We start from the raw sequence: 26789 nt of genomic DNA, 5'->3' as shown, positions 1-26789 counted from the left end.
TAGAAACAAAGAACTTCTGGCAGAGTCGCTGTCTGTCTCGCCCGAAGGCGCAGAAGAACTTCTCAGCGTGTCGCATCTGACCGGGATCACCCCGAGGTCAGAGAAGAACGTGACGATGACTGCAGCGGAGAGCCTCGACGGCTACCGCCTCGTGGACGCGGGCGATCTCGTCATCAACACGATGTGGGCGTGGATGGGGGCGCTCGGCGTCTCGAAGCAGGTTGGCATCGTGAGCCCCGCGTACGGTGTGTACAGGCCGCGTCCGAATGCAGCCTTCTATCCTGGGTTTTACGACTACCTCTACCGATCGACTCCGTACGTGATGGAGATGACTCGCCTCTCCCGCGGCATCTGGTCGTCGCGCCTTCGGATCTACCCTGACGTCTTCCTCAGCATGGCGATCCCAGTGCCGCCGCTGGAAGAACAGCGCGCCATCGCCGACTACCTCGATCGCGAGACGGCCCGCATCGACACGCTCATCGAGGAGCAACAGCGGCTGATCGAGATGCTCCGCGAGCGGAGGGGGGCAATGATCTCGAACGCCGTGGCACGAGGCCTTGATGAGACGGTCGCACTCAAGGACTCCGGTCTCCCCGGGGCTGGGCCAGTGCCAGCTCACTGGGAGATTATGCCTCTCCGTTACACAATCTCGTTCCAGGAGGGGCCAGGCATCATGGCCGCGGACTTTCGCGATGCCGGTGTCCCGCTACTGCGGGTCAGCTCTGTGCGCACGGCACGATCGACGCTGGAGGGTTGCAACTACCTCGACCCCGACGAGGTCGATCGGCGGTGGTCACACTTCCGGGTTGACCTCGGTGATTTGCTCATCAGCGCAAGTGCAAGCATGGGGACGGTCTCCGAGGTCACTGAGGAAACCATTGGGGCGGTGCCTTACACCGGGATCATTCGGATCAAGCCTGGGTGTATGCACAAGGACTTCATTCGGTGGTTCGTCGTCTCGGGCGAGTTCATTGACCAGGTCGATTCGCTCAAGACTGGGTCGACGATCCAGCACTTCGGTCCAACCCACCTCGCTCAGATGCGAGTTGCGTTGCCGCCCACCGATGAGCAGCGTCGGATTGCTGCGTATCTCGACGAACAGGCGGCGAAGATCGACAAGCTCATCACCGAGACTGAGCGGTGCATCGAGCTTGCCCAGGAGCGACGTGCGGCGCTCATTACGGCGGCTGTGACAGGGCAGACCGACCTACGAGAGGCGGCGTGATGGCCGACCACAACGAGGCGGCCTTTGAGAAGGAGATCTGCGAGTACCTCAAGGCACGCGGCTGGCTGTACTCGGTGAACGACCGCGACGGCGGCGAGTACGACCGCGAGCGGGCGCTGTTCCCGGCGGATCTGTTCGCGTGGCTGGAGTCAACGCAGAAGCTGGCGTACGAGAAGGCGCTGAAGGCGGCGGGGTCGCAGTCGAAGTTCCTTGACGTGCTGACCGCAGCGTTGGATAAGCCGCTTGAGCATGGCGGCGGGACGCTGAACATCCTGCGCAACGGGGTTCAGTACATCGGTGGCGGGCGCTTGAAAATGGCGCAGTTCCGCCCCGATACCTCGCTCAACGCGACCACCACGGCGCACTACGAGGCCATGCGGGTGCGGGTGGTACGGCAGGTGCACTTCTCGACTGCCGATCAGCGCACCATCGATCTGGTGTTCTTCGTCAATGGGCTCCCTGTGGCCACGGTGGAGCTGAAGACCGACTTCACCCAGTCGCTGGACGAGGCGATCAACCAGTACAAGCACGATCGCAATCCGCTGACGAATGGGCGCCCAGAGCCGCTGCTGTCGTTCGGTCACCGGGCGCTGGTGCACTTCGCGGTGTCCAACGGGCTAGCGGCCATGACCACGAAGCTGGAGGGAGACAAGACTCATTTTCTTCCGTTCAACATTGGCTTCGACAGTGGTGCTGGCAACCCGCCTGGCGCGGACGACGGGTCGGCGACGGCGTACCTATGGGAACGCGTCTGGGAGAAGCACGCGTGGCTGAACGTCATCGGGCGGCTGATGATCGTGCAGACCAAGGAGGAGTGGGACGTCACCACCGGCACCTCCGTGCGGCGTACGAGCATGCTTTTCCCGCGCTTCCACCAGTGGGAGGCCGTCACGAGCATCGTCGCTGCAGTGAAGGAGGAGGGTTTCGGGCACCGGTACTTGATCGAGCATTCGGCCGGGTCAGGAAAGACGAACACCATTGCCTGGACCGCCCACGGGCTGGCCCGACTGCATGATGCCGACGACAAGAAGGTCTTCGACTCTGTCATCGTGGTCGTGGACCGCACCGTGCTCGACTCCCAGCTGCAGGATGCGATCCGGCAGATCGACGGCAACAAGAAGATTGTCGCGACGATCAGCCCCGAGGACGTCCGTAAGGCCGGCGCGAAGTCGAAGTCGGGTCTGCTGGCACAGGCGTTGAAGAGCGGCGAGCTCATCATCGCGGTGACAGTGCAGACCTTCCCGCATGCACTGGAAGAGATCCGGACCGACGCCAGCCTGAAGGGCAAGCGATTCGCCGTGATCGCTGATGAGGCGCATTCCTCTCAGTCGGGGCAGATCTCCTCGAAGCTGAAGCAGGTACTGACGGCCGAGGAGCTCAAGGAGATCGAGGAGGGCGCGGATGTCGATGTGGAGTCGGTGCTGGCCTCGGAGATGACCGAACGGGCCGAATCGGAGAACATCTCCTACTTTGCGTTCACCGCGACGCCGAAGAACAAGACCCTCGAACTGTTCGGCCGCAAGGGGCCCGACGGCAAGCCGCGCGAGTTCCACCTGTACTCGATGAAGCAGGCGATCGAGGAGGGCTACATCCTCGACGTCCTCAAGGGCTACCAGTCCTACGACACCGCGCTGCAGATCGCCGGCAAGGCCGAGGCCGGTGACGGAGGCGAGGTCGAGGAGGCTGCCGCCCGCAAGGGGCTGATGAGGTGGGTTCAGCTTCACCCGACGAACGTCAGCCAGAAGGTGCAGATTGTCGTCGAGCACTTCCACGCCAACGTCGCCTACCTCCTCGAAGGCAAGGCGAAGGCCATGGTGGTGACCGACTCCCGCAAGTCCGCGGTGAAGTACAAGCTGGCGATAGACGCCTACATCGCTAAGCGCCGCGCCGAGGACGCCTCGTACAACTACCGCACCCTGGTCGCCTTTTCGGGCGGGGTGACCATGCCCGAGGACGAGACCTGGCACAGCGACTGGGGCTCGCAGCCGTCGAAGGACGACGAATTTACCGAGGCCAACATGAACCCCGGCGCCGGGGCTGATCTGGCGGCCGCGTTCAAGGGCGATACTTACAAGATCATGCTGGTCGCCAACAAGTTCCAGACCGGCTTCGACCAGCCCCTGCTCTCGGCGATGTACGTCGACAAGAAGTTGTCCGGGGTCACCGCGGTACAGACGCTCTCGCGCCTCAACCGCACCCACCGCACCGCTGGTGGGGAGCAGAAGCGCAAGACGTTCGTCATCGATTTCGCCAACAAGCCCGAGGACATCAAGACGGCCTTCGAGCCGTACTTCAAAAACGCGACTCTGGAGACCGAGACCGACCCGTATGTCGTCGTCCACCTGGCCAACAAGCTCGCCCAGGCCGGGATCTACACCGAGGACGACGTCCGCAAGGTCGCCGAACTGTGGGTGACACGGGAGGGCAACAACGCTCTCTCGGCGGCGATCAGCCCGGCGCAGCACGACTTCCGGCGCCGCTACGCGCGGGCCATCGAAGAGGAGGACAAGGTCAAGCTCCAGGAGCTCGACCTGTTCCGCAAGGACGTCTCCACCTACGTACGGCTCTACGACTTCATGTCCCAGATCGTCGACTACGGCGATCCCTACATGGAGATGCTCTCGATCTTCCTGCGCCTGCTGGAGAAGGTGATTGCCGAGTCCGCTTGGGCGGCCGACGTAGACCTCTCCGACGTGGTGCTGGTCGGGGTCAAGCACAACAAGGCGATCCCGGTCGACATCTCACTCGTGGGTGACGGGCAGCTGAAGGGCATCAGCGCCGCCGGTACGGGAGCGAAGAAGGATCCGAAGTACGTCGCGCTTCAGGTCGTCATAGACAAGATGAACGACCTCTTCGGCGCCGAAACGTTCGCTGCTTCCCAGATCAGGGAGTTCGTACAGGGCCTCTTGCAACTGCTGCTCGCCGACCCGAACCTGGTCCAGCAAACCAAGGTGAACTCTAAGAAGCAGTTCCTGGAGTCACAGGACTTCCAAGCCGCCGTCACGGAGGCAGTCGCAGACAACCAGGACGCTCACAACGCGATGGCTGACTACTTCTTCACCGACGGGCCGGCGATCAACTCGATCATCGTGGCCCTCGCGGATGCCTTCTACGAAGCAGCGGTCGAGCCCTATGCAGCCGCCGGTAGCGTGGTTGCGGTTGACGTGGCACCTCCGGCGCTTTCGGCACCGCCACGCTGCCGAGCGCATCTGACGCTCTTGGACGACAACCCCAGTGTGGGGACTCCAGTACACGTGACACTGAAGCTGGTCGCTGAGTCCCAGCATCCCTGGGCCCGCCCGGGTGAGCGGCCCGCGCTGGACATCGTGGCCGTGCCGTTGAGCGGCGCGGAGGTTGCACCAGCCACGATGGCGTACCACCCTGGAGACGCCGAATCCGAGCAGTTCCGCTTCACGGCCCTGGAGCCCGGTACACACCGGATCCGGTTCACCCTGGTGCATCATGACACAGGCACCGTCTTGCAGCAGGTGGAGGCCGACCTGTCCATCACGGAGACGAAGCCCAGCGGCTCGGTGAATAGTCAGCCGCGGCCACGCACGGGGAGGGCCTGACTGATGCCCCGTGAATTGACCACCCGCATTGTTCAGGACCCCAGCGACGGCTTCCGCTTCTTGCCGCACCTGACGACGGAGGCTCCCGACCTCCGCGTCAGCTTCGACGTCCTCGGTGGAGGTCGGATCCGGGCGCGGATGTCAGGATCGGCCGTTCCGGCACTCCACGGCACCGAGCATAAGGTTGACCTGCATGCCCGGCCCGATGAGGTCCATGGGGCGGCGGCCCGGCTCCGTGCCCGATGGAAATCGGAGTTCGTTGATTTCCAGCCGGTCGACGACCTGGGTCGGCCTCTACAAGGTCGACGGCGCCCGTACGCAACGACCGCGGACCTCAGTGCTGAACCTGAGGAGGAGCTGCGCCGGATAGTAGCCGATCTGGCTCGAAGCGGAGAATCACTGCTGTTTAGCACTCTGCTGCGTGGTGACGACGAACCGACCAAGATGTTCCGCATCTCCCTGCGTTCTGCCTTGTCCCAGGAGGGGCTGCGGGTACGGTTCGACTCCGATCTACATCTGCCCTGGCCATTGCTGTGCACAACCGAAGATTCCACCGTGCCTGCAACCTTGGAGGTTCTCTTCACTCGCTTCCTCGGCCATCGGCATCAGATCGAGCACACCGGTGATGCCTACGCGTGGATCGGGCCGCCCGGAGCAGCGCACCAGCGGCCCACGGTCAGCCTGAACCACGACGTCCACGTGGGCGGTGCCACCCGTGCGAATGAAGTCGCGAAGGCACTGACGGAGGGCACGGAGTACACCGAGCGAACGACTTATGAGGAACTAGTCCGCGATCTGGGGAAGCCCGAGCTGGACGAGCAGTTGATGTACTTCTGGTGCCACGGAGAGTTCGTCGGCAACGTTCCCGAACCCCCGACCCTGGTCATCAGGCTCACCGACGGCACCTCCTTCGACGGCCACACCGTACGTGAGCTAAGGGCAAACTACCGGCACGGTTGTTTCCGACCGTTTGTCCTACTCAACGCCTGCCACACTGGAGTCTCCGCGGCGAGTGCGGACCGAGCGTTCCTTGGGAGCATGCTCATCGAGCACGGCGCGCAGGGCGTGCTCGGGCCGCAGATCGCGATGCCGCAGGCGTTTGCCGCCGAGTACGCGCTCGAGTTCGTCACCCGCTACTTGCGCGGGGCGGCGACCGCTGGCCAGATCACTCATGAGTTGGCCCGGGACTTCGCCGCCCGATACCGAAATCCCCTGGGGTTCGCCTACGGTCTGCACTGCGGCATGGATGCTCGTCTGGATCGGACAAGTGGAGGCAAGGCGTGAGCCGTGTCGGCACGGTGGAGGTCGTTGACCTGGACGAGACGGGCTGGCTGCTCGACGCTGACATAGGTGAGCCTGTGCCCGAGGCCTGGCTGCGCCATTATTTCGCGGAGCGCCTCGCCCCGCCTGCCTGGGCGACGGACATACTCGTCTATGTCCACGGTTGGCAGACCTCGCCCGACTCCGCCTACCGCACCACCGAGCGACTGTTGGCTCTGCTGCACAGCGTCCTTGTGGCAGCTCCGGCCCGATATCCGACCCTAGCGGCCAAGGGCTTCAGCCCATGGTGTGTCGTCGTGCGCTGGCCATCTTCCAGCCTGGTCACCCCCACCGGCTACCGCAGGATCCGGGACCGGGCGCACGCGATGGGCGCCCGCGACGGAGGAGGCCACGCCGCCCAAATCCTGGGCCGGCTCCTCGGCTATCTGGACGCCGAGCGCGCCGACCCTGGAGCAGCGCCTGTGCTCGCCAACCGAGACGGTCAGTACCTCCACCTCGTCGGGCACTCCTTCGGCTGCCGCTTCCTGTGCGAGGCGGTCCAATGGTCGGCAGACGCCCGCCTTGATGACACACTCGGCTGGAGCGTGACAGACCACTCGCCATCGCGCCCGTTCACCGCCGACAGCATGCTGCTATTCCAGATGGCTGCACGCCGGGACGCGTTCCTCTCGCTCTTTCCGAACATCCTGCCGAGCGAGGCGCATGACGGCGCTCCGCTGAGGGGGCCTGTCGTCGCCACTTACTCCCGTCACGACCGGGCGACAGGGTTTTGGCACCTGCGGGCCGAGCAGCAACCCGGCATCGGGCACTCCGGAATTGGTCCGGCCCCCGCGCCCATGTTCACCACAACCCTGTTGCCACTCGACGAGCGGTATCCGCACTCCGCGCTCGACCACCGTTTCGTCAACGTCGACGCCTCCGACGTGTATGTACGAGGGCGCCACCTCAATCCGGCAGGTGCCCATTCCGATCACGTGCGCGCTGAGTCGGCACACCTGCTACTCACTCTCGCGGACTATTCGCGCTGAGGAGACGGTCCAAGGTCTCCACCGCCAGAGGACTGCACCGTCGCGCAACTCGTGTACGCCGCCACCGCTCATCCGCTATGTCTCGCGCAGCCGACCGTGGCACCGCTCACTCAACCTTGACCCTCACGGGCCCTTCAAAATGACCCCGCGGGGTTCGTTGGGCCCAGCCGCGGGGTCGGCGAGACGGTGCGATTCAAGCTGAGTGAACGCCAAGGTCAGATATCCTTGATCTGTACTCCGTCGCCGCACAGTTTCGACCAGCCGTCGCGGTCCGAGGTCAGTACGAGGACGGGTGCCGGGGAGCGGAGCGCCATCGCGGCGACGAGGGCGTCGATGGCGTACTTGTGGCCGTGCAGGCCGCCGGCGTCGCTCAGCAGTTGCACCGCAGTGAGGCTGTCCGCCTGAGTGACGTCCTGCACCTGAAGCCGAGAGAGCACCCAGTGCAGCCGAGCGGCGTCCGTCTTCCCGTAGACGGCCTCCACTACCGTCAGAGCCGACACGAGGACGGGGACCCCCACGCGTCGAGCGGCCTCGATCCGGGTGATCATCTGGCGATCGTTGCGCAGCAGCAGCGACAGCGCCTGGGAGTCGAGCACCAGGGACCTGGCCGCGGGCTCCTTCATGCGGCGCTGTCGTTCGACGCGTAGGGCGCCGGTGCGTCACCGAACAGTTCGCTCTGTGCGGCCTGGACTTCGGCCTCGCTCAGCGGCTCGTGTTCGGCTTCGTAGGCGGCCACGATCTCGGCGAGGCCGTCCATCGCGAGCTGATGCCGGACCGCTGCCGTCACATACGCGGACACGCCGCGCTTGCCGGTGCGGGTGCGCAGAGCGCCGAGGAGTTCCGAGGGCATCGAGACGGAGATGTTCTCCGTGCCACCGGGGCGGGGTGACTTCATGGCTGCAAGTCTAGTACAGAAACTATTACAGCATCTGGGGTGCTGTGCGGCCTGTATCCGGGGCGGGCGTTGATGCGTAGTCTTGGCGCTTCTGGATCTTCTTGTACTTTGCTGTGAATCCCGTGCTGGGATGGTGCTGGGATCACTTCGCATTTCCGCAGGTCAGACGGGACGTGGTGGAGTTCCGGTTCAACGTTCAGTCACCGCCGTAGCATCGACGTGACGATCTGGCAAATGCGCAGGCCAAGAGGGGGCGGCCCCTAGCGGGGCCGACCCCGCCGCCGTACCCATTGCTGGATCCGTGCTGGATCGAGCTGATGGGGCGGCAGCGGGATGTGGCGGCGCCTGGCCGCGGATGGTGTCGCGATGGGCCGCGCTGGCGGGGGAGTCCGTTGGTGGCTGGTGTGGCTCCGGGGGCGGAACGCCGGTCGTTGGCGTGGGCGTGTGAACCGGGCCTGCGTCCGGGACCATCGGGCAGGTGGCGTGTTTGGCCGCAGGTTCGCGCCCCCGGCAGGGCGCCAGGCAGATGGGAACGGTGGTCCCCGGGGTCACGGATCACTGTGGAGTCCACTCTGTGCCTATGGAGCGGCTCGGTCGTTGGCCGCAGGTTCGAGTCCTGGGCAGGGCGCCACACAGAAGGATGGCGGCCCTCACCTGCGGAATTTCGTCAGCAGGTTGGTGATCAAGGGGATCCTTCAGAAATGCGGCGGCCTCCATAAGCGTTGTGGGACCCTACCTCCTGTTGTTTGAGGCCATGGCGGGGAAGCGGTACGACGCGGTGCTGACGGTTGTCCATCTTCTGAGAATGATATGGATGGTGCGGAACTGTTCGTCGTGTGGACCACGCGGCGTATATGCCTGGAATGCCGGACTTGGTGAAAGTGCTCTGCAGGGAACCGACTGTCAGATAGGCCGGGACCGGATGGTCGACCTCGCGGATCCGCGGTCTCGTGAGTGGCGCACTGGTCACAGCAGGCCGTGTGTCCGGGCATTGGCGATCAACTGGGCCCGGTTGCGGGCGGCGAGCTTGCTCATCATGTCCCGGAGATAGCTCTTCACGGTGTTGACCGACAGGTCGAGTTCCTCCGCGATCTCCGGGTTGGTGTGCCCGGTCGCGACAAGGCGCAGGACGTCGTACTCGCGGGCGGTGACCGGAGCGTTGGACGGGTCGGGCAGGACGCTGCGGAAGGCGCCGGTGCGGGCGACGCTGCGGATCGCGTCACGTACGGCTGTGCTGTTGGCGTCCTTGACGAGCACTCCGCCCGCTCCGGCCGCCAGCGTCGGACCGACGGCGGCGTGTTCGGGGAAAGCAGTGAAGATCAGGACGCGACTGCCCGGGCTGACTCGGTGGATCGCCGGTACGACGTCGGCGGCGAGGCGGTCGGGGAGGCGGAGGTCGAGCAGGACGACGTCAGGCTGCTCCCGCGCGCACAAGGGGATGGCGTCGGTACCGGTCTCAGCGTGGCCGACCATGGTCAGGTCCGGGTATCCATGCAGCTGTGCCGCCACGCCGTCGTGGACGACCGGGTGGTCGTCCACGATGACGATCCGTGTGGGCCGGGTCGTCAGCACGGCAGTTGCGCCCGCCAAACGGCACCGCCGTCCGGGTCGGAAACGACGCGTACGGAGCCGCCCAGCCGCCCGAGGGCCTCAGCCACGTTGGTGAGGCCCAGGCCCGGTCGGTGGTCTGGGTCCAGCCCGATGCCGTCGTCGTGCACGGCGACGTTCAGTAGCGGGCCGCTGCGCCTGACGGAAACGGTCACAGCGCTGGCGTGGGCGTGTTTCTCCACGTTCAGCAGGGCTTCCCGTACCGCTGCGAGCAACACGTCGGAGCGAGACGCCGGCAGCTCGGGCGGATCTTCGTCCAGGATGACGAGTTCGGCCGGGATGCCGGTGCGGTCGGCGAAGGCGGCGCAGTCGGCGCGCAGTGCCACGCCGAGTGCCAGGGTAGCGGGTGAGTAGCGCAGTGTGCGCAGGGATTCACGCAGGGCGGTGGTGGCATCTGCGGCCTGGTGCTGGAGCCGGTCAAGCCGGGCCCGCAGCTCGGGGTCGGCGCTTGCGGCGTCGGCGAGATCGGCCACCCCCGACCCGATGGCGAACAGCAGCGCGCCCACGCTGTCATGGAGGTCGGCCGCCAGCCGCCGCCTCTCCTCGTGCACCGCGATCTCACGGGTCAGGCGGGCGCGCTCCGCGATCGACATGGCGAGGGCGGCCTGTGCGGCCACCTCACAGGCGTGCTCCACCTCGCGGTCGCCGAAGGCCCCGTAGCGGCGGGAGCCGACGGCGAGGACGCCCAGCGACTCGCCGTTGCGGACCAAGGGCACGGCCAAGAGCCTCCGTATCCCCTCGGTCGACATGTGCCGGTCGAACACATGCGTGATCTCGGGGCTGGCGAGGTAGTCGTCCACCCACTCCGCACGGCCGGACTGGTGCACCTTGCCGGTCAGTCCCCCGCCGGGCGGTACCTGCAGTGCCCGGAGCACTCCCGTCCGGTGACCGATGAGCTGCTCGATGCTCAGCTCTTCCATCGGGTCGGATCCGGCCACCCACGCCACCTCCGATCCGTCGGCGAGCAGCGCGAGGGCTCGGCGGAGGGCCGCACTTCGGTCCAGCGCGGCCAGGAGTTCCGTGTACTGTTCGCCGAGCTGCAGCAGGGGCTGGGGACGGTCGGGCATAGCGTCATCAAACACCGCACCCGGCCGTCATGTCACGACTCAAACGATTTGATCAGCTCACGCCGCATTATCTTGCCGCTGGACGTCTTTGGCAGATCGTCGACGAAGCGGACCATGCGCGGCCGTTTGTACGCCGCCAGCGACCGCCCGGCGAACGCAAGCAGGTCCTCCTCGGTGGCATGTGCCCCCGCGACCGTTACCACGTATGCGCACGCCAGCTCCCCCTTGATGGGGTCCGGCACAGAACCCACGCCGACCATGGCGACCGCCGGGTGTGCGGCCAGAACGCGCTCGATCTCTGCCGGGTAGACGTTGTAACCCCCGGTGATGATCATGTCCTTGCGGCGGTCGACGATGAAGAGGTGTCCGGTCTCGTTCATGAAGGCGATGTCGCCGGAATGCAGCCAGCCGTCCGGGTCGATGGTCTCGGCGGTGGCCTTCGGGTTGCCGTGGTAGCCGAGCATGACGATCGGGCCACGCAGCACGAGTTCGCCGGGTTCGCCTCGGGGGGCGTCACGGGTGGCGTCACTCAGGTCGGCGACGCGTACTTCCACACCGGGCAGGGCCACGCCGATCGAGCCGGGGACGGCAGGGGCGTGCAGGGCGTGCGTGGTGCCTATACCCGAGACCTCTGTCATGCCCCACAGCTCGATCAGCGGGGCGCCCGAACGCGCCTGCCACCGCTCGATCGTCGACAGCGGGATGGTCTGCCCGCCGACGGTGCAGCGGGTCAGCGACGACAGGTCGGCCCTTTCCAACGCCTCGTCTGCGAGCAGCATCGCGTACATCGCGGGCACGCCCTCGAACATCGTCGCGGAGTGCTCGCGGATCAGCCGTAGCGACTCGGCCGGGTTGAACCGCTCCATGAGCACCACGGTGCCGCCGGCCAGAAAAGCGCCGTTGATCACCACGTTGCCGTAGACGTGCGGGGCCGGCAGAGCTGTCACCACGACGTCCATCGACGTACGGCCATGCATGGTCGCGGTCAGCGCACAGTTGAGCATCACCGCCTGGTGGCTCTGCACGGCGCCCTTCGGGCGCCCGGTCGTGCCGGAGGTGTAGCCGATCGTGCAGGGAGCGGCCGGGTCGGGAGCGAAGGCGGGGACCGGCCCGTCGCAGGCGAGCAGCTCGGCGAACCCCACCGCGCCCTGGGGTGGATCGTCGAACGCGACGATCATGCCCAGGTCAGGCAGGTCCTGGGTCAGGGCGAGTACGTCAGCTGCCTGCTCGGAGCTGGTGAAGACGGCGGCTGCGCCGCAGTCGCGAAGTATGTACGCCAGTTCCTCAGGCGTCAGCATGACATTCACCGGGTTGACCACCGCGCCGGCCTTGAGAATACCGTGGTAGGTCACCACCCACTGCCAGCTGTTCTGCGCGTATACGGACACTGGTTGTCCCGGCCGTACACCGCGGATCGCCAGCGCCGCCGCGATCCGGTCGCTCTCCGCGTCGAGCTGCTGGAAAGTCATCGTGCGGGCCGCCGTCACCAGGGCGGCCTTTCCACCGTGTCGCGCCACCGCACTGCGCAGGATGCCTCCCGGCGAGACCACGTCTTCCACTGCGCACCTCCTCGTCGTCGTCTGAGCACAGAGCACCGCAGATCCGTCCGGCCTGGCACACCCGAACGGGTGGGACAACGGGTGGGGCCGGGGGGCAGGGCACTCCACCCGTTCGGGTGTGCCGCGGGCTGCACGCCCAGTGAAAAAGTGCGAATGTTCCACTCCAACGCATTATGAAGTGAGGTCGGCACATGGATGTGACGATCGAGAGCGATGTCCCTGCCACCATGCGTGACGGCACTGTCCTGCGGGCCGACGTCTACCGCCCCAGCACGGGCGGCCCCTACCCGGTGCTGCTGGCCCGCCTTCCCTACGGGAAGAGCGTCCCGCTGGTCGGGGCCCAGCTGGAGATGGTCGGTCTGGCCCGGTCGGGCTTTATCGTCGTGGTCCAGGACACCCGTGGCCGGTTCGCCTCCGACGGCGAGAGCACCTGGGAGCCGTGGACGTACGAGGGGGACGACGGCTACGACACCGTGCGCTGGGCCGCCGCGCTCCCAGGGTCCAACGGCCGGGTCGGCATGATCGGGTCCAGTTACCTCGGCAACACCCAGTGGATGGCCGCGCTGTCCAAGCCGCCGGAACTTCAGGCCATCGCCCCGCAAGTCACCTGGTCCGAACCGAACGAGGGACTCTTCGCCCGCGGCGGGGCCATCGAGTTCGGGCTCAACCTGATGTGGTCACTCATGCAGGGCGCGGACACGCTCATGAAACGGCACGCCGACGACCCGGCGGCGATGACGGCGCAGCTGAGCGCGCTGATCACTGACATGGACCAGCTGAACTCTACTGGCTACTGGAAACTCCCGTCCGGCCGCCACCCAGCCTACCAGCGGTACGGCATCCATGATCTCGGATTCGAGCACGCGCTGCGGCATCCGGAGTGGAGCGCGGCCTGCCGGGTCTCGGGACGGCAGGCGGAGGTCGACCTGCCCAGCCTGAACGTGGGCGGCTGGTATGACGTCTTTCAGCAAGGCACGCTGGACAACTTCACGCAGAGCCGTGCTGCCGCGCGGCCAGCCACGCTGATCATGGGTCCCTGGGCGCACGGGCTGTTCACGGGACAGATCGGGGACGTCAACTTCGGCGTCGCGTCGAGCTTCGAGTCTCTCGGCTTCCGCGGCAGATACCTCGACGTGCAGAGCGCGTGGTTCCGCAGGTGGCTCGCCCCCGAAGCCGCTCCGTCTGGGCCGGAGCTGCCGCCGGTGCTGCTCTTCGTCATGGGGAGCAACGAGTGGCGCGAGGAGCAGGAGTGGCCACTGTCCCGTGCCGTCGACACGGACCTGTATCTCGGCGCTGACGGTACCCTCGCCTTCCGGAAACCCCCGGCCGACGAGAGCATTGACACGTACCGCTACGACCCGGCGGACCCTGTACCCACCACCGGCGGCGCGATACTGCTGCCCAGCGAGTACCGGATGGGCCCCCTCGACCAGGCCCGCGTGGAAGCCCGGCCGGACGTGCTGGTTTACACCAGCGAGCCCCTGGCCGAGGACCTGGAGGTCACCGGCCGGGTGCGGGCCTTCGTCCACGCGGCGACCGACGCTCCGTCGACGGACTGGGTGGTCCGGTTGTGCGACGTCGATCCTGAAGGGCTCTCTCTCAACGTGGTCGACGGGATCGTGCGGGTGGACACCACGCCGGGTGAGTTCGCCGAACACCTCGTCGACCTGTGGTCCACTAGCTACGTCTTTCGGGCTGGGCACCGTCTGCGGGTACATGTCACCTCCAGCTGCTTCCCTCGCTGGGACCGCAACCTGAACACCGGCGAACCCGTCGACAGTGGAACGGACTTCCGCCCGGCCCGCCAGGAGATCGCGCACGACGCCCTACGCCCCTCGCGTATCGTCCTCCCGGTCGTTCGGTCCTGACCCTGTCCCTCCAATCAACCGTGGTAGACAGTGAGCTGGGGCCCGCCCTCGCGCGCGGGGGCCGGTGTAGAGGCGGCGGCGGGTAATTTACGCCGGTCGCCGCCGCGCCCCCATACGCCCAGTCGGCCGTCGACCACGCCGACGACTTCCGCCAGGCTCGGCCGGGCCTGCAACGTCACCACACCGAGCGCTGAACCCATGAGGGCCCCGAGCCGCAGTGGATGACGACGGGCGTCCCGCTCTCGGCGAGCATGCCCCACACCGGGTCGAGCAGCGCGTCGCCCGGGTCGTACGCCCCTACCTGCAGACGGGCCTTGAACACCCGCGCCCCGTCCTCGAGCGCCGTGCGCACGTCCCCCTCCACCCCGGGTTCGGGGAAGAAGGTCGCGGTGTGCGGACAGTCGGGCGTACGGGCGGCGAACTCGGCCGACCAGCCGTTCAGCCACCGCGCCATATCCGGCTTGTGGGGGTAGAGCATCGAGGTGAAGGCCCGCACCCCGAACGCCCGTAGCACCGCGAGGCGTTCGTCCTCCTCCTCGCGGTAGGTGATGTGCCAGCGGGGCTCGACGGCGTCGAAGTAGGCCCAGACCTTGTCCAGTACGCGCTGGGGCATGAAGTGGGTGTGCACATCGATGAGTCCGGGCAGCCCGAGCTCCTGTTCTGGGACGAGCTCGTGGCCGAACGCGCCGCCGCGTATCCGGAGGTGGCCTGGGGCCAGGAGCACATCGACGCCCTGGCCGCCAAGTTCGTCCTCGACCCGCGGCGCTTCGACGTCGTCGTGGCCTCCAACCTCTTCGGCGACATCCTCAGCGACCTGGCCGCCGCGGTCGCCGGCAGCATCGGCATCGCCCCCGCGGCCAACCTCAACCCCGAACGCGACTTCCCGTCCATGTTCGAACCCGTCCACGGTTCCGCCCCCGACATCGCCGGACGCGGTATCGCCAACCCGCTCGGCGCGATCTGGTCCGCCGCCATGATGCTCGACCACCTCGGCCACCCCGAGGCGGCCACCCGCATCACCGACGCCATCGCGACCGTCCTGGCGAAGACCGACGTCCGCACTCCGGACCTGGGCGGCACGGCCACCACGGAGGAATTCACCGACGCCCTGCTCGAACTGGTCTGAGGACTCCCCCGGGTCACCCCCAGTAGGTGGCGATCACCTTCTCCAGCTCCTCGTCGTCCCGAAGCAGACTCAGCCGCTCCTGGCCGTCCGCCACGGCCAGGAAGAGGTTCGCGGTCAGCATGACCTGCCCGTTGCCGGTCACCCACCGGCGACGCCGGGGCCCCAACCGCGGTGGCAGCGCCGCGTCGATGTCGTACCCGGCCAGCCAGTCGGTGGCGTCGCGAGGCTGGAGGAGGAAGCGGTACGCGGGGCGCCAGTCACGGTCGCGGGTCCGGTACTGCACGACGTGGTAGGCGTCCTACCGGATCAGCCGGAAGCCGACTCCGTCCTGCTCCTGGATCTCCTCCGAGATGTGCAGCGGTTCGACGGGGGACACGCCCGCGTGCCCCACAGCGCCGCCCTCCCGGGCGTGCGGACCGGTGCGTCGCCCTCCCGGGCGTACCGACGTGCCCTGGCCGCACCGACGGGGCTCCCCAGACCCGGGCGCAGTGCGCCACGTGCTCGGGGAGCCCCGTCGGTGTCACTCGGCAGAGCGCCTCAGGTCAGGACTGGGGCCGGCTGCCGTGGTTGGCTCCGTTCTTACGACGGGCCTTCTTCTTGTGACGTCGCTTCGACGACATGCCGCCTCCTCTTCAACGATGCTTTCGCCTTATATGTGCCGATCGCATCGGTATCTCAAGCGGTGATCACGCGGGCGCGTACCCAGCCCCGCCCCTCGCTACGTCACCCGCATCCGTGAAGCAACTCACGTCACAGCCGTGCCTTGCCATCCCGAGCTGGGCGGGCCACTGTAGAAGAGTCTGCTCCTGCGAGAGGAGAGCAAGGTAGGACTCCATGGACAGACCGGGTGCCCTCGGCCGGCCGGCCCCCGAGATGATCGGCGAGCCTCTCGACACGTCAGCCGCCATCGCGCTCACGGACCCCGACGGCCGTGTGACAGCGTGGAGCACGGGAGCTCGACGGCTGTTGGGGTATGTCCCCTCGGAGATCATCGGCAGTCTCGCGGCCGATCTGTTCGTCCCTCCTGCGACCTTCTCAGCGGGGAAGCAAGGGGAGCGGGGGGAGCAGGGGAAGCAGGAAGAACAGGGAAACCACACCACCGTCGTCCGCCATCGCGACGGTCGGCAGCTGACCGCGGAGGTGCTGACCGCCCCGCTGATCGAAGGTGATCCGCGGGCCGGGATCCTGCTGGTGTTCACGCCGGATGTGTCACAGGTCACCCACGGTGACGACCGACTCATGCGGTGGGTATTCGCTCAGTCACCCGTCGGGCTGGTGATTTACGGCCGCGACCGCAAACTGCTTCGGGCGAACCACGACATAGAACGGATGATCGAGCAGCGAGAGGACGAGGTACGCGGGCTGCGCCCGTCCGAGATCCAGGAACAGCCCGCGATCGAAGGGCGGATCGACCGAGTGGTGGCCACCGGGGAATCCGACTCCCTGGAGTGCTACGTCAAGGTCCCCGGCGAGTCCCGGGCGCATGCCTGGGTCGAGGATCTCTTTCCCCTCAAGGACGAAACGGGGTATGTGCACGCGGTGGCCGTGGCGGTCTTCGACTACTCACAGCAGTACGGCTCCCGGGAACGGCTGGCGCTGGTCGACGAGGCGAGGACGCGCATCGGCACCAGCCTGGATGTGGCGGGCACCGCTCATGAACTGGCCGAGGTCGCCGTGCCCCGCTTCGCCGACTCGATCACCGTCGAGCTGCTGGACAGCGTCTTTCAAGGCGATCAGCCCCCGCCGGTCCCTCCCGGCGGGGTGACGCTGCGCCGGGCAGCGCAGCTGCCGGGGCCGGTCGACCCGACCGAGACCGTGAGCGGCCCGGGGGAGACCCACTTCCACACCGAGTCCTCACCGCCGGCCCGGTGTCTGTCCACGTCTCGGGCGGTACTGCATCAGGCGGCCGACTCGGAGATCACCGCCTGGCTCGCCGCCGACCCGGTCCAAGCCGAGCAGGCGCGGCGGCACGGCCTGCACTCGCTGATTGCCGCTCCCCTCAAGGCGCGGGACCGGGCCCTGGGAGTGGTTCTCCTCATCCGCCACACCGCCTCCCGGGAGCCCTTCACCGAGGACGACCTGTTCGTCACGGAGAACCTGGTCGCCAGGGCCGCCATCTGCATTGACAACGCCCGTCGTTACGCCCGCGAACGCGGCATCGCCCTGGCCCTGCAGCGAAGTCTGCTGGCCCACAGACCGGAGACGCAGCACGCCGTCGAGGTCGCCAGCCGCTATCTGCCGTCCGAGGGCGGTGCGGGGGTGGGAGGCGACTGGTTCGACGTGATCCCGCTGCCTTGTGCGCGGGTCGGGCTGGTCGTGGGCGATGTGGTCGGACACGGCATCAACGCCTCCGCCACCATGGGGCGGCTGCGTACGGCCGTACGCACGCTGGCCGACATCGACATGCCCCCCGATGAACTCCTCACCCACCTCGATGACATCGTCACCCACGCCACCCCCGAAGGCGACGCGGACTCGAGCGAGATCGCCGCCGACCTGGGCGCCACCTGCCTCTACACGATCTATGACCCCGTCTCCCGACGCCTCACCCTCGCAACAGCCGGACATCCGGCCCCAACTCTTGTCTCCCCTGACGGGACCGTCCGGTCCATCGACCTGCCGACCGGCCCCCCACTGGGTCTGGGAAGTCTGCCGTTCGAGGCGGCGGAACTGGAGGTGCCCGAGGGCAGTTCGCTGGTGCTCTTCACCGACGGGCTGCTCGAAACGCGGGCCCGTGACATCGACGAAGGGCTGGAAGCACTGCGCAACGCACTGGAACACCCCACCGCGGCGGCCACTTCCTCCGTCACACCCCCACCGGAAGCCCTGTGCGACTCCGTCCTCGAAGCGATGCTGCCCGAAGCCGGGGGCCCCGCCCAACCGGATGACATCGCCCTGGTCATCGCCCGCACCCGCGCCCTGGACGAGGACCACGTCGCCCAATGGGACCTGCCGCGCGACCCCGCCATCGTCGCCGAAGCCCGCAAGAACGCATCCCAACAGCTCACCGAATGGGGCGTGGAGGACGCCGCCTTCACCACCGAGCTTGTAGTGAGCGAGCTCGTCACCAACGCCATCCGCCACGCCACCGAACCCATCCGACTACGGCTGATCAGACAGCCGCACAGTCTGATCTGCGAAGTCTCCGACGGCAGCACCACCACACCCCACCTACGCCGCGCCCGCCTCTTCGACGAAGGCGGCCGCGGCCTGCTCCTCGTAGCCCAACTAACCCCCCGCTGGGGCACCCGCCACCACGCCCACGGCAAAACAATCTGGGCCGAGCAGACCCTCTCCCCGGCCCCCTGACCCGGTTGAGCAGCCCGCCCAGGCGCTGACGTCCGACCCAACCGGATGGATGGTGCACTCTCACGTGGTCCTTGCACCTCAGGCAGCGAAGCCGCCGTCCACCAGGATCGAGTTACCGGTGACATGGCGACCGCCGGGGCCGGCCGGACAGGCCACCATGCCGGCGACGTCCCGCGCGTGTCCGTCATGGCCGAGGGCGATGAACCCGCGGAGGAAATCAGCTGCGGGGCCCTCGGCCGGGTTCATGTCGGTGTCCGTCGGACCGGGATCCACCACGACCGCGGTGATGCCGCGGGGGCCCAGATCCCGGGCTTCGTCATCGGTTCCAGGCCGAGCAGGCAGCTCGCCATGCTTCTGCCAATGGGGCGACCACATCTTGATCGAGCGGGCCGTACCTGCCGGTCACACCGGCAGTGGTCGCTATCTCAAGGTACACAGCGGTCCTGCGATGAGGATCGGACAGCAGCACCTGGCCCGCGGACCCGGCATGGAACGACGGGTAGATGCTGAGCGGACGAGATTGCGGCGGGCCGCACGGTGCGGTGAACCGGCCGCGAGCACGGCACTGACTTCCCGCATTCTTACCGATGAAATCCGCGCGTCGATCATGGGGTCGCCTCCACAGCTGGTGTCCATCCGGTCTCCGTGAGCCCGCGATCATCTGGCAGTAGGTCGTCTACCGACACTGGGGGTGAAAACAGGTGTCGAGTTCCGATTACGGCACGAGCCACCCGAGTATCGGGGTCGACTGCAGGTAGACGAGCAGGCACAGCGCAGGCACGAGCACGGCCGTCGCGGCGACGACCCGTCGGAGGATTTCGCCCTCGCGCCCTGCCAGACCGACGGCCGCCGCTCCGATGGCCAGGTTCTGCGGGCTGATCATCTTGCCCAGCACCCCGCCGGCGGTATTGGCGGCCGCGGCCAGGGTCGGCGACATCCCGGTCGCCTGAGCGGCGCTGACCTGCAGCGCGCCGAACAACGAGTTCGACGACGTGTCCGAGCCGGTGACGGCGGTACCGAACCAACCGAGCAGCGGCGAGAGGACGGCGGAGAAACCTCCCGTGGCGGCCAGGTACAGGCCGAGTGTCGTGGTCTGCCCGGACAGGTTCATCACATAGGCCAACGCGAGCACCGCCATGACGGTGACTCCGGCCCCGCGCAGCTGCTTCAGCGTTTGACCGTATGCCCGCAGCGCCGAGCGGGCGCTGATCCGCAGCATCATCGCGATGACCACGCCCGCGACGAGCAGCACGGTCCCGGGAGTGGCGAGCCAGTCGAACTTGTAGGTCGCGAGGGCCACCGGCTCGGCCTGTGGTGTCCGCACCGCGAGTCCGGGCCATCCGAAGGTCGTCGTCGTAGCCGTCAGCACGCCCTTGATCCGGGGGACCACGGACAGCGTGAAGAACGCAATGATCACCAGGTAGGGCGCGAAGGCGCGGAGGGTGTCGACGCGGGACGGAACGGTGAGAACGCCGGTCGCGCCGGTGCCGGATGACGTCAGGGGTCCACCATCGGGCGCGTCGACGTCGGATCGGGCCGAGTGGTCCGAGCGGCGCGGTTGCCAGAACCGCAGCAACAGCAGAACAGCTCCGGCCGAGGCCAACGCGGCGACGATGTCCACGAGTTGGACCGGCCCGAAGGCCGCGACCGCGTACTGCGGGACGGCGAACGACACCCCGGCGACGACCGCCGCGGGCCACACCTCGCGCACGCCCCGGGCCCCGTCGAGCACCACGAGCAGCAACGTCGGGATGAACAGTGCGAGCACCGGAATCAGGTGGGCGGTGGCCCGGCTCAGCGTGTCCACCGGAATCCCGGTGACCTGCCCGAGCGCAATCATCGGCAGTCCGACACCGCCCCATGCCACCGGCGCGGTGTTCGCGATCAGCGACACCGTCACCGCCCGCATCGCCGGCAATCCGAGGGCCATCAGCATCACCGAGCAGAACGCCGCCGGTGCCCCGAAACCGGCCAGCGCCTCCAGCAGCGCACCGAAGGAGAACGCGATGATCAGCCCCTGGACCCGGCGGTCGTCACTGACCGGGGAGAACGCCTCACGCAACCGGTCGTGGTCCCCGCTGTCGTGGGTCATCCGGTAGACCCAGATCGCGTTGACCACGATCCACATCACCGGGAACAGCGCGAATGTGGCTCCCTCCGCCGCGCCGGACAGGGCGGTTCCCCACGGCATCTCGTACCACACCGATCGCCACGACGGTCGCAGCGAGCAGCCCGACGACGGAGGCGATCCATGCCCGGACCCGAAACACGCCCAGGAGCAGGAACAGCAGCAAGAGAGGGACGGCGGCGACCAGGGCCGACCATCCCAGAGATCCCCCCAGAGGGGCGGTGGGCTGTTGATACATGACAAACCTCCGGCAGCGTTGGTGGAGGAGGGACTTGACTGATTGGTAGGAAGATTGGGGCCCTGAGCCGCACAACTGCCCGCTCGGCACTGATCGGGCCTCGGCGAGGCCGAGCGCGACTAGCGCGATCGCCCCCGGGGTGACCAGAAACGGGGGCACCAGCACCCGAGCCGTGCGCGCCTCGGCGGGCAGCCCGGACTCCGGGTCGTGGACGACTGGGTGCAGGCCGGGACCTTGGCGAGGGCCGAGGCACAGTCGGCGTGAGGGACAAGGACCACGGCGGGATCACTCATGATCGGCACCACATTCACAATCCCGTGTCTTAAATATCAGTCGGCGTTGGAAATTTACGACAGGACCTCACCATGGGGTTCGCTCGGACGTCAATGGGTGGCGTCCAACTTGTCAGACGTCATCTGACTCACAAGACAGAGACGAAACGGACGCAGTTCCGGTCGGACGGCTCTGGAACCCGCAGCACGAAGGCCCCGGGCGGCGACCGTCCGCGGCGGCCGAGTCGTGGACCTCACAGACGAGTTCCCCGCGGGCACGGGGAGCAGTGGGAGAGGTACCACGACGCCGGAACGGCGAGGCAGCTTGCAGCCGCCGTGGACCGCCCGGCAGCCACTCGACCCAGCCGGCGGGTATTCAGTTCGAGTAGCCGACTCAGGCGGCGACTGGTCCGTATCCCGCGAACTCAGGGCTGGAGATGTTTCGAGTGACATGCTCGAAGTTCAGGGGCCCATCTTCAGCCCATGCACTCATCTCGTCGAGAAGCAGCCGGCCATAGGGAGTGAAGTACTCACGCTGTCGCTTGATGTCTTCGCACGCCTCCCGGAGCGAGGCCGTGTATGACTCCACGTACCGCAACTACGAGAGCTTCCTGCGGATCCATCTGATCCCTCGCCTTGGCGACAAGACGATCGCGGGCGTGCAGCGAAAGGACATCGAAGCCTTCATCGCGGCACTGCTCCACAGGCTCGCCGCGAGCACCGTGTGCGACCGCATGAAGATGGTCGCCAGCCTTTTCCAGACCGCCATCAAGGAGAAGAGACGGGCGGACGATCCCACCGAGGGAGTCAAACTGCCCCGCAGCGCAACTCACGCGGTCGACGAAGACGAGATCCCCACCCTGCACGAGGTCGATCTCATTGCGAAGCAGATCTCACCCCAGTACCGGCTGACCGTGTACTTGCAAGCCGGGGCGGGACTGCGCATCAGCGAGACCCTGGCCTTCACCGCCGACTGCCGTCGGTCCGACTTCCTCCGCATGCGCCGACAAGTCAGCTCCAAAGCGCACCGCGAAGACTGCGAGACCCGCTTCATCCCGCTCAAGCACCGGGCCGAGGGGGAGTACCGGGACGTCCCCTGCCCGACTTCCTCGCCCAGGAGATTGACGCGCACCTGCGCGACTGGGGCACGGTGACCGCGTCGGGCCAGGAGGTGTTGTTCGCGCCGCGTGACCGGGCCAAGGGCACCATGCCCACAGCTACGACCTATGCCTACCACTTCCGGAAGGCGCTCAAGGACGCGGGCATCATCAAGCCAGACGGAAGCCCGAAGTACACACCGCACTGCCTGCGTCATTTCTTCGCCTCGACCGCCCTTGCCCATGGCATCCCAATCCACGAGGTCTCCCGCTGGCTCGGTCACAGATCGATCAAGACCACGGTCGATGTCTACGGGCATCTCGTACCCGCCTCCTGGGACCGCTGCCGGACTGTCATGCAGACCGCCCTGCGCCCCGGCGCACCCACGTCGTAGCAGGACCAGGCGGTTGCCCGGCTGCTTCCGGATAACCACTCGCCCGGAATCGTACCCACGACTTTGAGGCCGGCACCGCCATACGAGCGGGGCGTTCTTCTGGAGCCTTCAGATCGAGGCGTCCCAGGGGCCGCCAGGCTCTCTACGCTGGTGCAACTTCTCGGCGGCGGGCTCGGGGTGACGCTGCTGGCGCGTACCGCGCTACGGGTCGAGACCGGCCGTAACGAGGACCTGGCCACCGGCGACTTCGCCGACCCGGCCCCCGCTCGCCGCATCGCCCTGGCCACCACGCTCCGGGATGCGGTGCGACCGCTGCCGGTGCGGGTCGCGCGCTGACGCGGGCCGCGCGCCGACGCGCCGTCGCGGCGGGGGTCCCTCCCCGCCGCGACGGCGCGTGTTCTGCCAGTAGGGGGCTACTCGGTGCGCAGGCCCTCCGGGCGCATCATGCGCCACAGTGGCGGCAGGCTGGCCAGGGTCACCACCAGGATGACGCCCGCGCCGATGCCGGTCATCGCGGCGAGTCCGGCCCAGTCCACGGCGATCCCCTCGCCGACCATCTTCAGCAGCAGGACGCCCAGCGCCAGCCCGCCCGCGATCGACAGTGCGAGGCCCAGCACCACCGGGACCGCGGTCTGCCACAGGATCGACCAGCTCAGCGTGGAGCGCCGGGTGCCGAAGGCGACCAGGACCGAGAGCAGCCGCTTGCGGTCCCGCAGTTGCTCCAGGGTGGTCACGATCATGCTGGCCCCGATGAGCAGCAGGGTCGAGGTGGCGCCGATGAACAGGACGTTGCGGATCGTCTGGAACTCGGACGACTGCGACGAGCTGGTGATTTGCGTCACGTCCAGCGTCGGGGTGATCGTCACGCTGGCGTTGCGTACGTACTCGTCGGCGTCCGGCACCTTCGGGTCCAGCCTGAGCATCGCCACCGCCTGCGGGTTGGCCAGGTCCGAGATGTCGAAGGCGCCGGGGGTGGCGAAGATGCCCGAGTGCAGGGCACCGTTCGGGTCCTCCCTGGATTCCACCTTCTTGGCCGAGCGGGGGACCGTCCACAGCTTCTGCTTGCCGGGCGTGGGCATGCCCTCGTCGTCGAAGGCCACATTGACCTGCGCGCCGGGCTTCGCGAAGGCGTTGTCGGGGCCCGTGTACTCCGGGTCTCGGGTGACGATGAAGGCATCGCCGTCCCGGCAGCTCGTGATGTGGGCCAGCTCGCGCAGCGCCGGGCAGCCGGCGACGGTGAGGGAGTTGGTCGGGATGTCGGCCGGGTCCTTCGCCTTGCTGTGCGCGTCGGAGATGGAGCCCTCGGTGATCTCGAGCACGCTGCGCACGCCCTTGGCCGCGCCGAGCCGGTCGAAGGCGTCGCGGGCCTGGGCGCCGTTGTCCACCTTTATGTTCATCATCAGCTGGGCGCGGTTCGGATCCTGGTTCGTCTCCTCGGTGCTCTGGCCCTCTACGCTCCCGAAGAGCATCTGGAGCGCGATGGCCCCGGCGACCGCCACCGTGATGCCGCTGACCGCGCGAGCCGCGGTGCCGCTGCTGAGCTGGAGCCGCCGGGTGGCGAGCAGCCAGGGTACCGGGCCCTTGCCGAAGCGCTCCACGACGGACTCGACCAGCCACGGCAGCAGCGCGGTGGTGCCGATGAGGAGCAGCGCGGCACCGGCCGCGGCCTGGTACGACTGGAAGTCGCCGCCCGAACTGCCCACCCCGAAACCGCCCGCGAGCGGAGCCAGCAGCCCGATGCCGAGGAGCGGCAGCAGCAGCCGCCACCACAGCCGCCGCCGCTTGGGGGTGGCGTTCCGTACGACGCCCAGCGGTTCGATGGCGATGGCGCGCAGAGCGATGAGCGTGACGGCGACGGCCGAGGCGGGCACGGTCACCACGATCGCCAGGGCGAGCGGGAAGGAGGGCGTGATGTCGGAGGTGAAGAAGCTCAGGCCCATCATCGAGGCACCGCCGACGGCCTCCCGCAGCAGCAGGAAGAGCGTGGCGCCGACCGCGAGCCCGAGGACCGATCCGAAGAGCGACTCGCCCGCGGCGATCCGCCGGGTCATGTGGATGTCGGCGCCGACCAGCCGCAGCGCGGCCAGTCTGCGGTCGCGCCGCTCGCCGCCGAAGCGTGCGGCGGTGGCGATGAAGATGAGCACCGGCAGCAGCAGCACCACACAGCCGATGACGACCAGCAGCACCAGCGCGGGGTCCAGCTCGTCCCCGCTGGTGTCCTGGGCACCCCAGCTGTCGAGGTGGTAGCTGGAGGGGACGCTGTCGAACTGCTTCGGGGTGATCCCCGCGTAGTAGCGCAGCTCGGTGGGGCCGGACAGTCCGCTGTCGCCGATCACCCCGGCGACGCGGTACGGGAAGCGGTCCCGGAGCAGCTTGCCCTCGTCGGAGTCGAGCAGCTTCTTCAGCGCCGGGGAGACATACATCTCCCCGGCGGCCGGAACGCCGCTGATGCCCGGCGGATGGGGCGGACGGCTGCCGTCGGGCGCCAGCACCACTCCCGAGATGTCCATGTCGCGGAAGTCGGTGTTCGCCTGGGCGACGTGGACCGTGCCGGGGCCGGGCTCCGGCTCCTCCCCGAAGCCGAAGGCCGCGATGGCGTTGGACCGCTCGGTGCGCGCGGAGTCCATGGTGGGGACGGAGGCGGCGAACAGCAGCAGTGTGACGCCGAGGCCGACCCCGACCGCCGTCATGATCGTCCTGGCCCAGCTCTCCCGGCCGCCGGTGACCGCGAACCGCCCGCCCATGGCGAGGTCTGCGGCCCAGCGGGTGATGCCGGGGCGCTGTGGGGGCTCCTCGGGGGCCGGGGGCCGGGGCGGTACGGCCGTCAGGGTCGCCTGGCCGGTGCGGCCGCTCGTACCGGTGTGGCCGTCGTCGGGGCCGGCGTGGCCGTCGTCCGGGCCGCTCATCGGGCGCCCGCCATGTCCCGCGCCTTGCCGTCGCGCACGACGACCTCGCGGTCGGAGTACGCGGCGACCCGCGCCTCATGGGTGACCAGGACGACGGCCGTACGGGTCTCCCGGGCGGCCTCGGTCAGCAGCTCCATGACCCGCTCGCCGTTGAGCGAGTCCAGCGCGCCGGTCGGCTCGTCGGCGAACAGCACCCGCGGCCCGGTGACCAGCGACCGGGCGACGGCGACCCGCTGCCCCTGGCCGCCGGAGACCTCACCGGGCCGTTTGTGCGCCACGTCCGCGACCTCCAGCCGCTCCATCCAGGACAGCGACCGGGCCTCCGCCTCCTTGCGCTTGACCCCGTTGAGCCGCAGCGGCAGCGCGACGTTCTCCCCACAGGTCAGCTCGGGGACGAGCTGACCGAACTGGAAGACGAAGCCGAACTCGCCACGGCGCAGGCTGCTGCGCTCGCTGTCCGACATGGTGGACAGCTCGCGCCCGCCGTAGTGCACCGAGCCGGAGTCCGGCCGGACGATCCCGGCCAGGCAGTGCAGCAGGGTCGACTTGCCGGAGCCGGAGGGGCCCATGACGGCGACGACCTCGCCGGGGTGGATGGAGAACTCCGCGCCGTCCAGCGCGGGCGTAGGGCCGTACGACTTGTGCAGGTCGTCGGCCATCAGCAGGGATCCTGCCGGGGTCATGAACGCACCGCCTTGGCGAGTTGGCCGAGGCGGGCGGCGGTGAGTTCCAGCCAGCGCAGATCGGCCTCGAGATGGAAGAGGGCGTGGTCGCAGATGAGTTGGTCGCTGAGATCGCCGCCGCGCTTGCGCTGGGTCAGTTCGCGCATCAGCCGCAGGTGTTCGGCGCGCTGGACGTCGAGGAGGTCGGCCGCGTCGCGCCCGGTGAGCAGGGCGATGACGACCTTGGTGTAGAGGACCGACTGGAGGTAGGGCTCGGGCTTCTCGGGCTCGGTGAGCCAGCCCTCCACATCGGTGATGCCCGCGTCGGTGATGGCGTAGCGCTTGCGCTCCGGGCCACCGCCGTGCTCGATGCCGTCGACCTCCACCAGGCCGTTCTTCAGGAGCCGGGACATGGTCGAGTAGACCTGCCCGTAGTGCAGCGGGCGGTCGTGCCCAAATCTTTCGTCGAAGGCTCGCTTGAGGTCGTAGCCGTGGCGCGGGCCGCCCTCGAGGAGTCCGAGCAGGGTGTGGCCAATTGACATGCCCAGCACTC

General features: G+C 67.8%; 19 protein-coding genes and 4 pseudogenes. 10 read left to right on the top strand and 13 right to left on the bottom strand.

Annotated elements, in window-relative coordinates; genetic code table 11:
- Positions 1 to 67 precede the first annotated feature (67 nt).
- From J2Z30_RS43935 to J2Z30_RS43920, 4 genes are read left to right on the top strand one after another with little or no spacing between them, the layout of a single operon-like run.
- Positions 68 to 1225, top strand: a complete 1158-nt coding sequence (locus J2Z30_RS43935; RefSeq protein ID WP_052701392.1) for a restriction endonuclease subunit S — start codon at positions 68 to 70, stop codon at positions 1223 to 1225.
- Positions 1225 to 4797: a type I restriction endonuclease subunit R gene (locus J2Z30_RS43930; protein WP_245389134.1), complete on the top strand. Its 3573-nt coding sequence runs from the start codon at positions 1225 to 1227 to the stop codon at positions 4795 to 4797. Before J2Z30_RS43935 ends, J2Z30_RS43930 begins: the two co-directional genes overlap by 1 nt.
- A gap of 3 nt (positions 4798 to 4800) precedes the next feature.
- Complete coding sequence (locus J2Z30_RS43925; protein ID WP_044570598.1) at positions 4801 to 6081, top strand: CHAT domain-containing protein; 1281 nt, start codon at positions 4801 to 4803, stop codon at positions 6079 to 6081.
- On the top strand, positions 6078 to 7106 hold the full coding sequence (locus J2Z30_RS43920) for a hypothetical protein (protein WP_308280263.1): 1029 nt from the start codon (positions 6078 to 6080) through the stop codon (positions 7104 to 7106). Before J2Z30_RS43925 ends, J2Z30_RS43920 begins: the two co-directional genes overlap by 4 nt.
- 215 nt (positions 7107 to 7321) lie before the next feature.
- Here the strand turns inward: J2Z30_RS43920 and J2Z30_RS43915 are convergent, their stop codons facing one another.
- The 5 genes from J2Z30_RS43915 to J2Z30_RS43895 all read right to left on the bottom strand — a co-directional run bounded on the left by J2Z30_RS43915 (position 7322) and on the right by J2Z30_RS43895 (position 12235).
- Positions 7322 to 7729 carry a PIN domain-containing protein gene (locus J2Z30_RS43915; protein WP_044570595.1) on the bottom strand — a complete coding sequence of 136 codons (408 nt, stop codon included), beginning with the start codon at positions 7727 to 7729 and terminating at the stop codon, positions 7322 to 7324.
- The gene (locus tag J2Z30_RS43910) at positions 7726 to 8001 is read right to left on the bottom strand and encodes a hypothetical protein (RefSeq protein ID WP_014048106.1); all 276 of its coding nucleotides are present in this window, start codon (positions 7999 to 8001) and stop codon (positions 7726 to 7728) included. Before J2Z30_RS43910 ends, J2Z30_RS43915 begins: the two co-directional genes overlap by 4 nt.
- Positions 8002 to 8967: 966 nt before the next feature.
- A complete protein-coding gene (locus tag J2Z30_RS43905; protein WP_209469104.1) occupies positions 8968 to 9540 on the bottom strand; it encodes a LuxR C-terminal-related transcriptional regulator in 573 nt (190 codons plus the stop codon).
- A gap of 26 nt (positions 9541 to 9566) precedes the next feature.
- Positions 9567 to 10676 carry a GAF domain-containing sensor histidine kinase gene (locus J2Z30_RS43900; protein ID WP_044570587.1) on the bottom strand — a complete coding sequence of 370 codons (1110 nt, stop codon included), beginning with the start codon at positions 10674 to 10676 and terminating at the stop codon, positions 9567 to 9569.
- 32 nt (positions 10677 to 10708) lie between these two features.
- On the bottom strand, positions 10709 to 12235 hold the full coding sequence (locus tag J2Z30_RS43895) for a class I adenylate-forming enzyme family protein (protein WP_078956681.1): 1527 nt from the start codon (positions 12233 to 12235) through the stop codon (positions 10709 to 10711).
- A gap of 191 nt (positions 12236 to 12426) precedes the next feature.
- On the opposite strand from J2Z30_RS43895, the gene J2Z30_RS43890 reads away from it, so the two are divergent.
- On the top strand, positions 12427 to 14103 hold the full coding sequence (locus J2Z30_RS43890) for a CocE/NonD family hydrolase (RefSeq protein WP_044570584.1): 1677 nt from the start codon (positions 12427 to 12429) through the stop codon (positions 14101 to 14103).
- 199 nt (positions 14104 to 14302) lie between these two features.
- On the opposite strand, the pseudogene J2Z30_RS43885 reads toward J2Z30_RS43890, so the two are convergent.
- Positions 14303 to 14821: pseudogene (locus tag J2Z30_RS43885) on the bottom strand (amidohydrolase family protein); the annotation flags it as partial.
- On the opposite strand from J2Z30_RS43885, the pseudogene J2Z30_RS43880 reads away from it, so the two are divergent.
- Positions 14762 to 15229: pseudogene (locus J2Z30_RS43880) on the top strand (isocitrate/isopropylmalate family dehydrogenase); the annotation flags it as partial. The pseudogenes J2Z30_RS43885 and J2Z30_RS43880 sit on opposite strands and share 60 nt — an antisense overlap.
- A 13-nt stretch (positions 15230 to 15242) precedes the next feature.
- Here the strand turns inward: J2Z30_RS43880 and J2Z30_RS43875 are convergent.
- Entirely contained in the window at positions 15243 to 15512 is a 270-nt protein-coding gene (locus J2Z30_RS43875) for a hypothetical protein (protein WP_052701391.1), read from the bottom strand.
- Between the two features lie 259 nt (positions 15513 to 15771).
- On the bottom strand, positions 15772 to 15849 hold the full coding sequence (locus J2Z30_RS52290) for a 50S ribosomal protein bL37 (protein WP_486389181.1): 78 nt from the start codon (positions 15847 to 15849) through the stop codon (positions 15772 to 15774).
- 214 nt (positions 15850 to 16063) lie between these two features.
- On the opposite strand from J2Z30_RS52290, the gene J2Z30_RS43870 reads away from it, so the two are divergent.
- Positions 16064 to 18538, top strand: a complete 2475-nt coding sequence (locus J2Z30_RS43870; protein ID WP_245389132.1) for a SpoIIE family protein phosphatase — start codon at positions 16064 to 16066, stop codon at positions 18536 to 18538.
- Between the two features lie 78 nt (positions 18539 to 18616).
- Here the strand turns inward: J2Z30_RS43870 and J2Z30_RS43865 are convergent, their stop codons facing one another.
- Positions 18617 to 18913, bottom strand: a complete 297-nt coding sequence (locus J2Z30_RS43865) for an SDR family oxidoreductase (RefSeq protein ID WP_044570581.1) — start codon at positions 18911 to 18913, stop codon at positions 18617 to 18619.
- Between the two features lie 340 nt (positions 18914 to 19253).
- A pseudogene (locus J2Z30_RS43860) lies at positions 19254 to 20904 on the bottom strand (L-lactate permease).
- A gap of 847 nt (positions 20905 to 21751) precedes the next feature.
- Between J2Z30_RS43860 and J2Z30_RS43855 the strand changes: the two are divergent.
- The 3 genes and pseudogenes from J2Z30_RS43855 to J2Z30_RS43845 form a co-directional block, all read left to right on the top strand.
- Complete coding sequence (locus J2Z30_RS43855; protein WP_209469103.1) at positions 21752 to 22330, top strand: site-specific integrase; 579 nt, start codon at positions 21752 to 21754, stop codon at positions 22328 to 22330.
- On the top strand, positions 22327 to 22668 hold the full coding sequence (locus J2Z30_RS43850; RefSeq protein ID WP_308280262.1) for a tyrosine-type recombinase/integrase: 342 nt from the start codon (positions 22327 to 22329) through the stop codon (positions 22666 to 22668). Before J2Z30_RS43855 ends, J2Z30_RS43850 begins: the two co-directional genes overlap by 4 nt.
- A 129-nt stretch (positions 22669 to 22797) precedes the next feature.
- Positions 22798 to 23004, top strand: a pseudogene (locus tag J2Z30_RS43845) (hydrogen peroxide-inducible genes activator); the annotation flags it as partial.
- Between the two features lie 77 nt (positions 23005 to 23081).
- On the opposite strand, the gene J2Z30_RS43840 reads toward J2Z30_RS43845, so the two are convergent.
- The 3 genes from J2Z30_RS43840 to J2Z30_RS43830 are packed head-to-tail and all read right to left on the bottom strand — an operon-like array spanning position 23082 to position 26778.
- Positions 23082 to 25574, bottom strand: coding sequence for an ABC transporter permease (locus tag J2Z30_RS43840; protein ID WP_078956677.1), 2493 nt, complete (start codon positions 25572 to 25574; stop codon positions 23082 to 23084).
- On the bottom strand, positions 25571 to 26257 hold the full coding sequence (locus J2Z30_RS43835) for an ABC transporter ATP-binding protein (protein ID WP_044570573.1): 687 nt from the start codon (positions 26255 to 26257) through the stop codon (positions 25571 to 25573). Before J2Z30_RS43835 ends, J2Z30_RS43840 begins: the two co-directional genes overlap by 4 nt.
- Positions 26254 to 26778 (bottom strand): PadR family transcriptional regulator, encoded by a 525-nt coding sequence (locus J2Z30_RS43830; protein ID WP_044570572.1) that lies wholly within the window; start codon positions 26776 to 26778, stop codon positions 26254 to 26256. The genes J2Z30_RS43835 and J2Z30_RS43830 overlap by 4 nt, the downstream gene beginning before the upstream one ends.
- Positions 26779 to 26789 lie beyond the last annotated feature (11 nt).

The organism is Streptomyces iranensis, from assembly GCF_017874715.1.
In the GTDB taxonomy this organism is placed as follows: domain Bacteria; phylum Actinomycetota; class Actinomycetes; order Streptomycetales; family Streptomycetaceae; genus Streptomyces; species Streptomyces iranensis.
The sequence above is the reverse complement of the archived record's forward strand: the minus strand, read 5'-3'. Positions and strand labels throughout refer to the sequence as shown.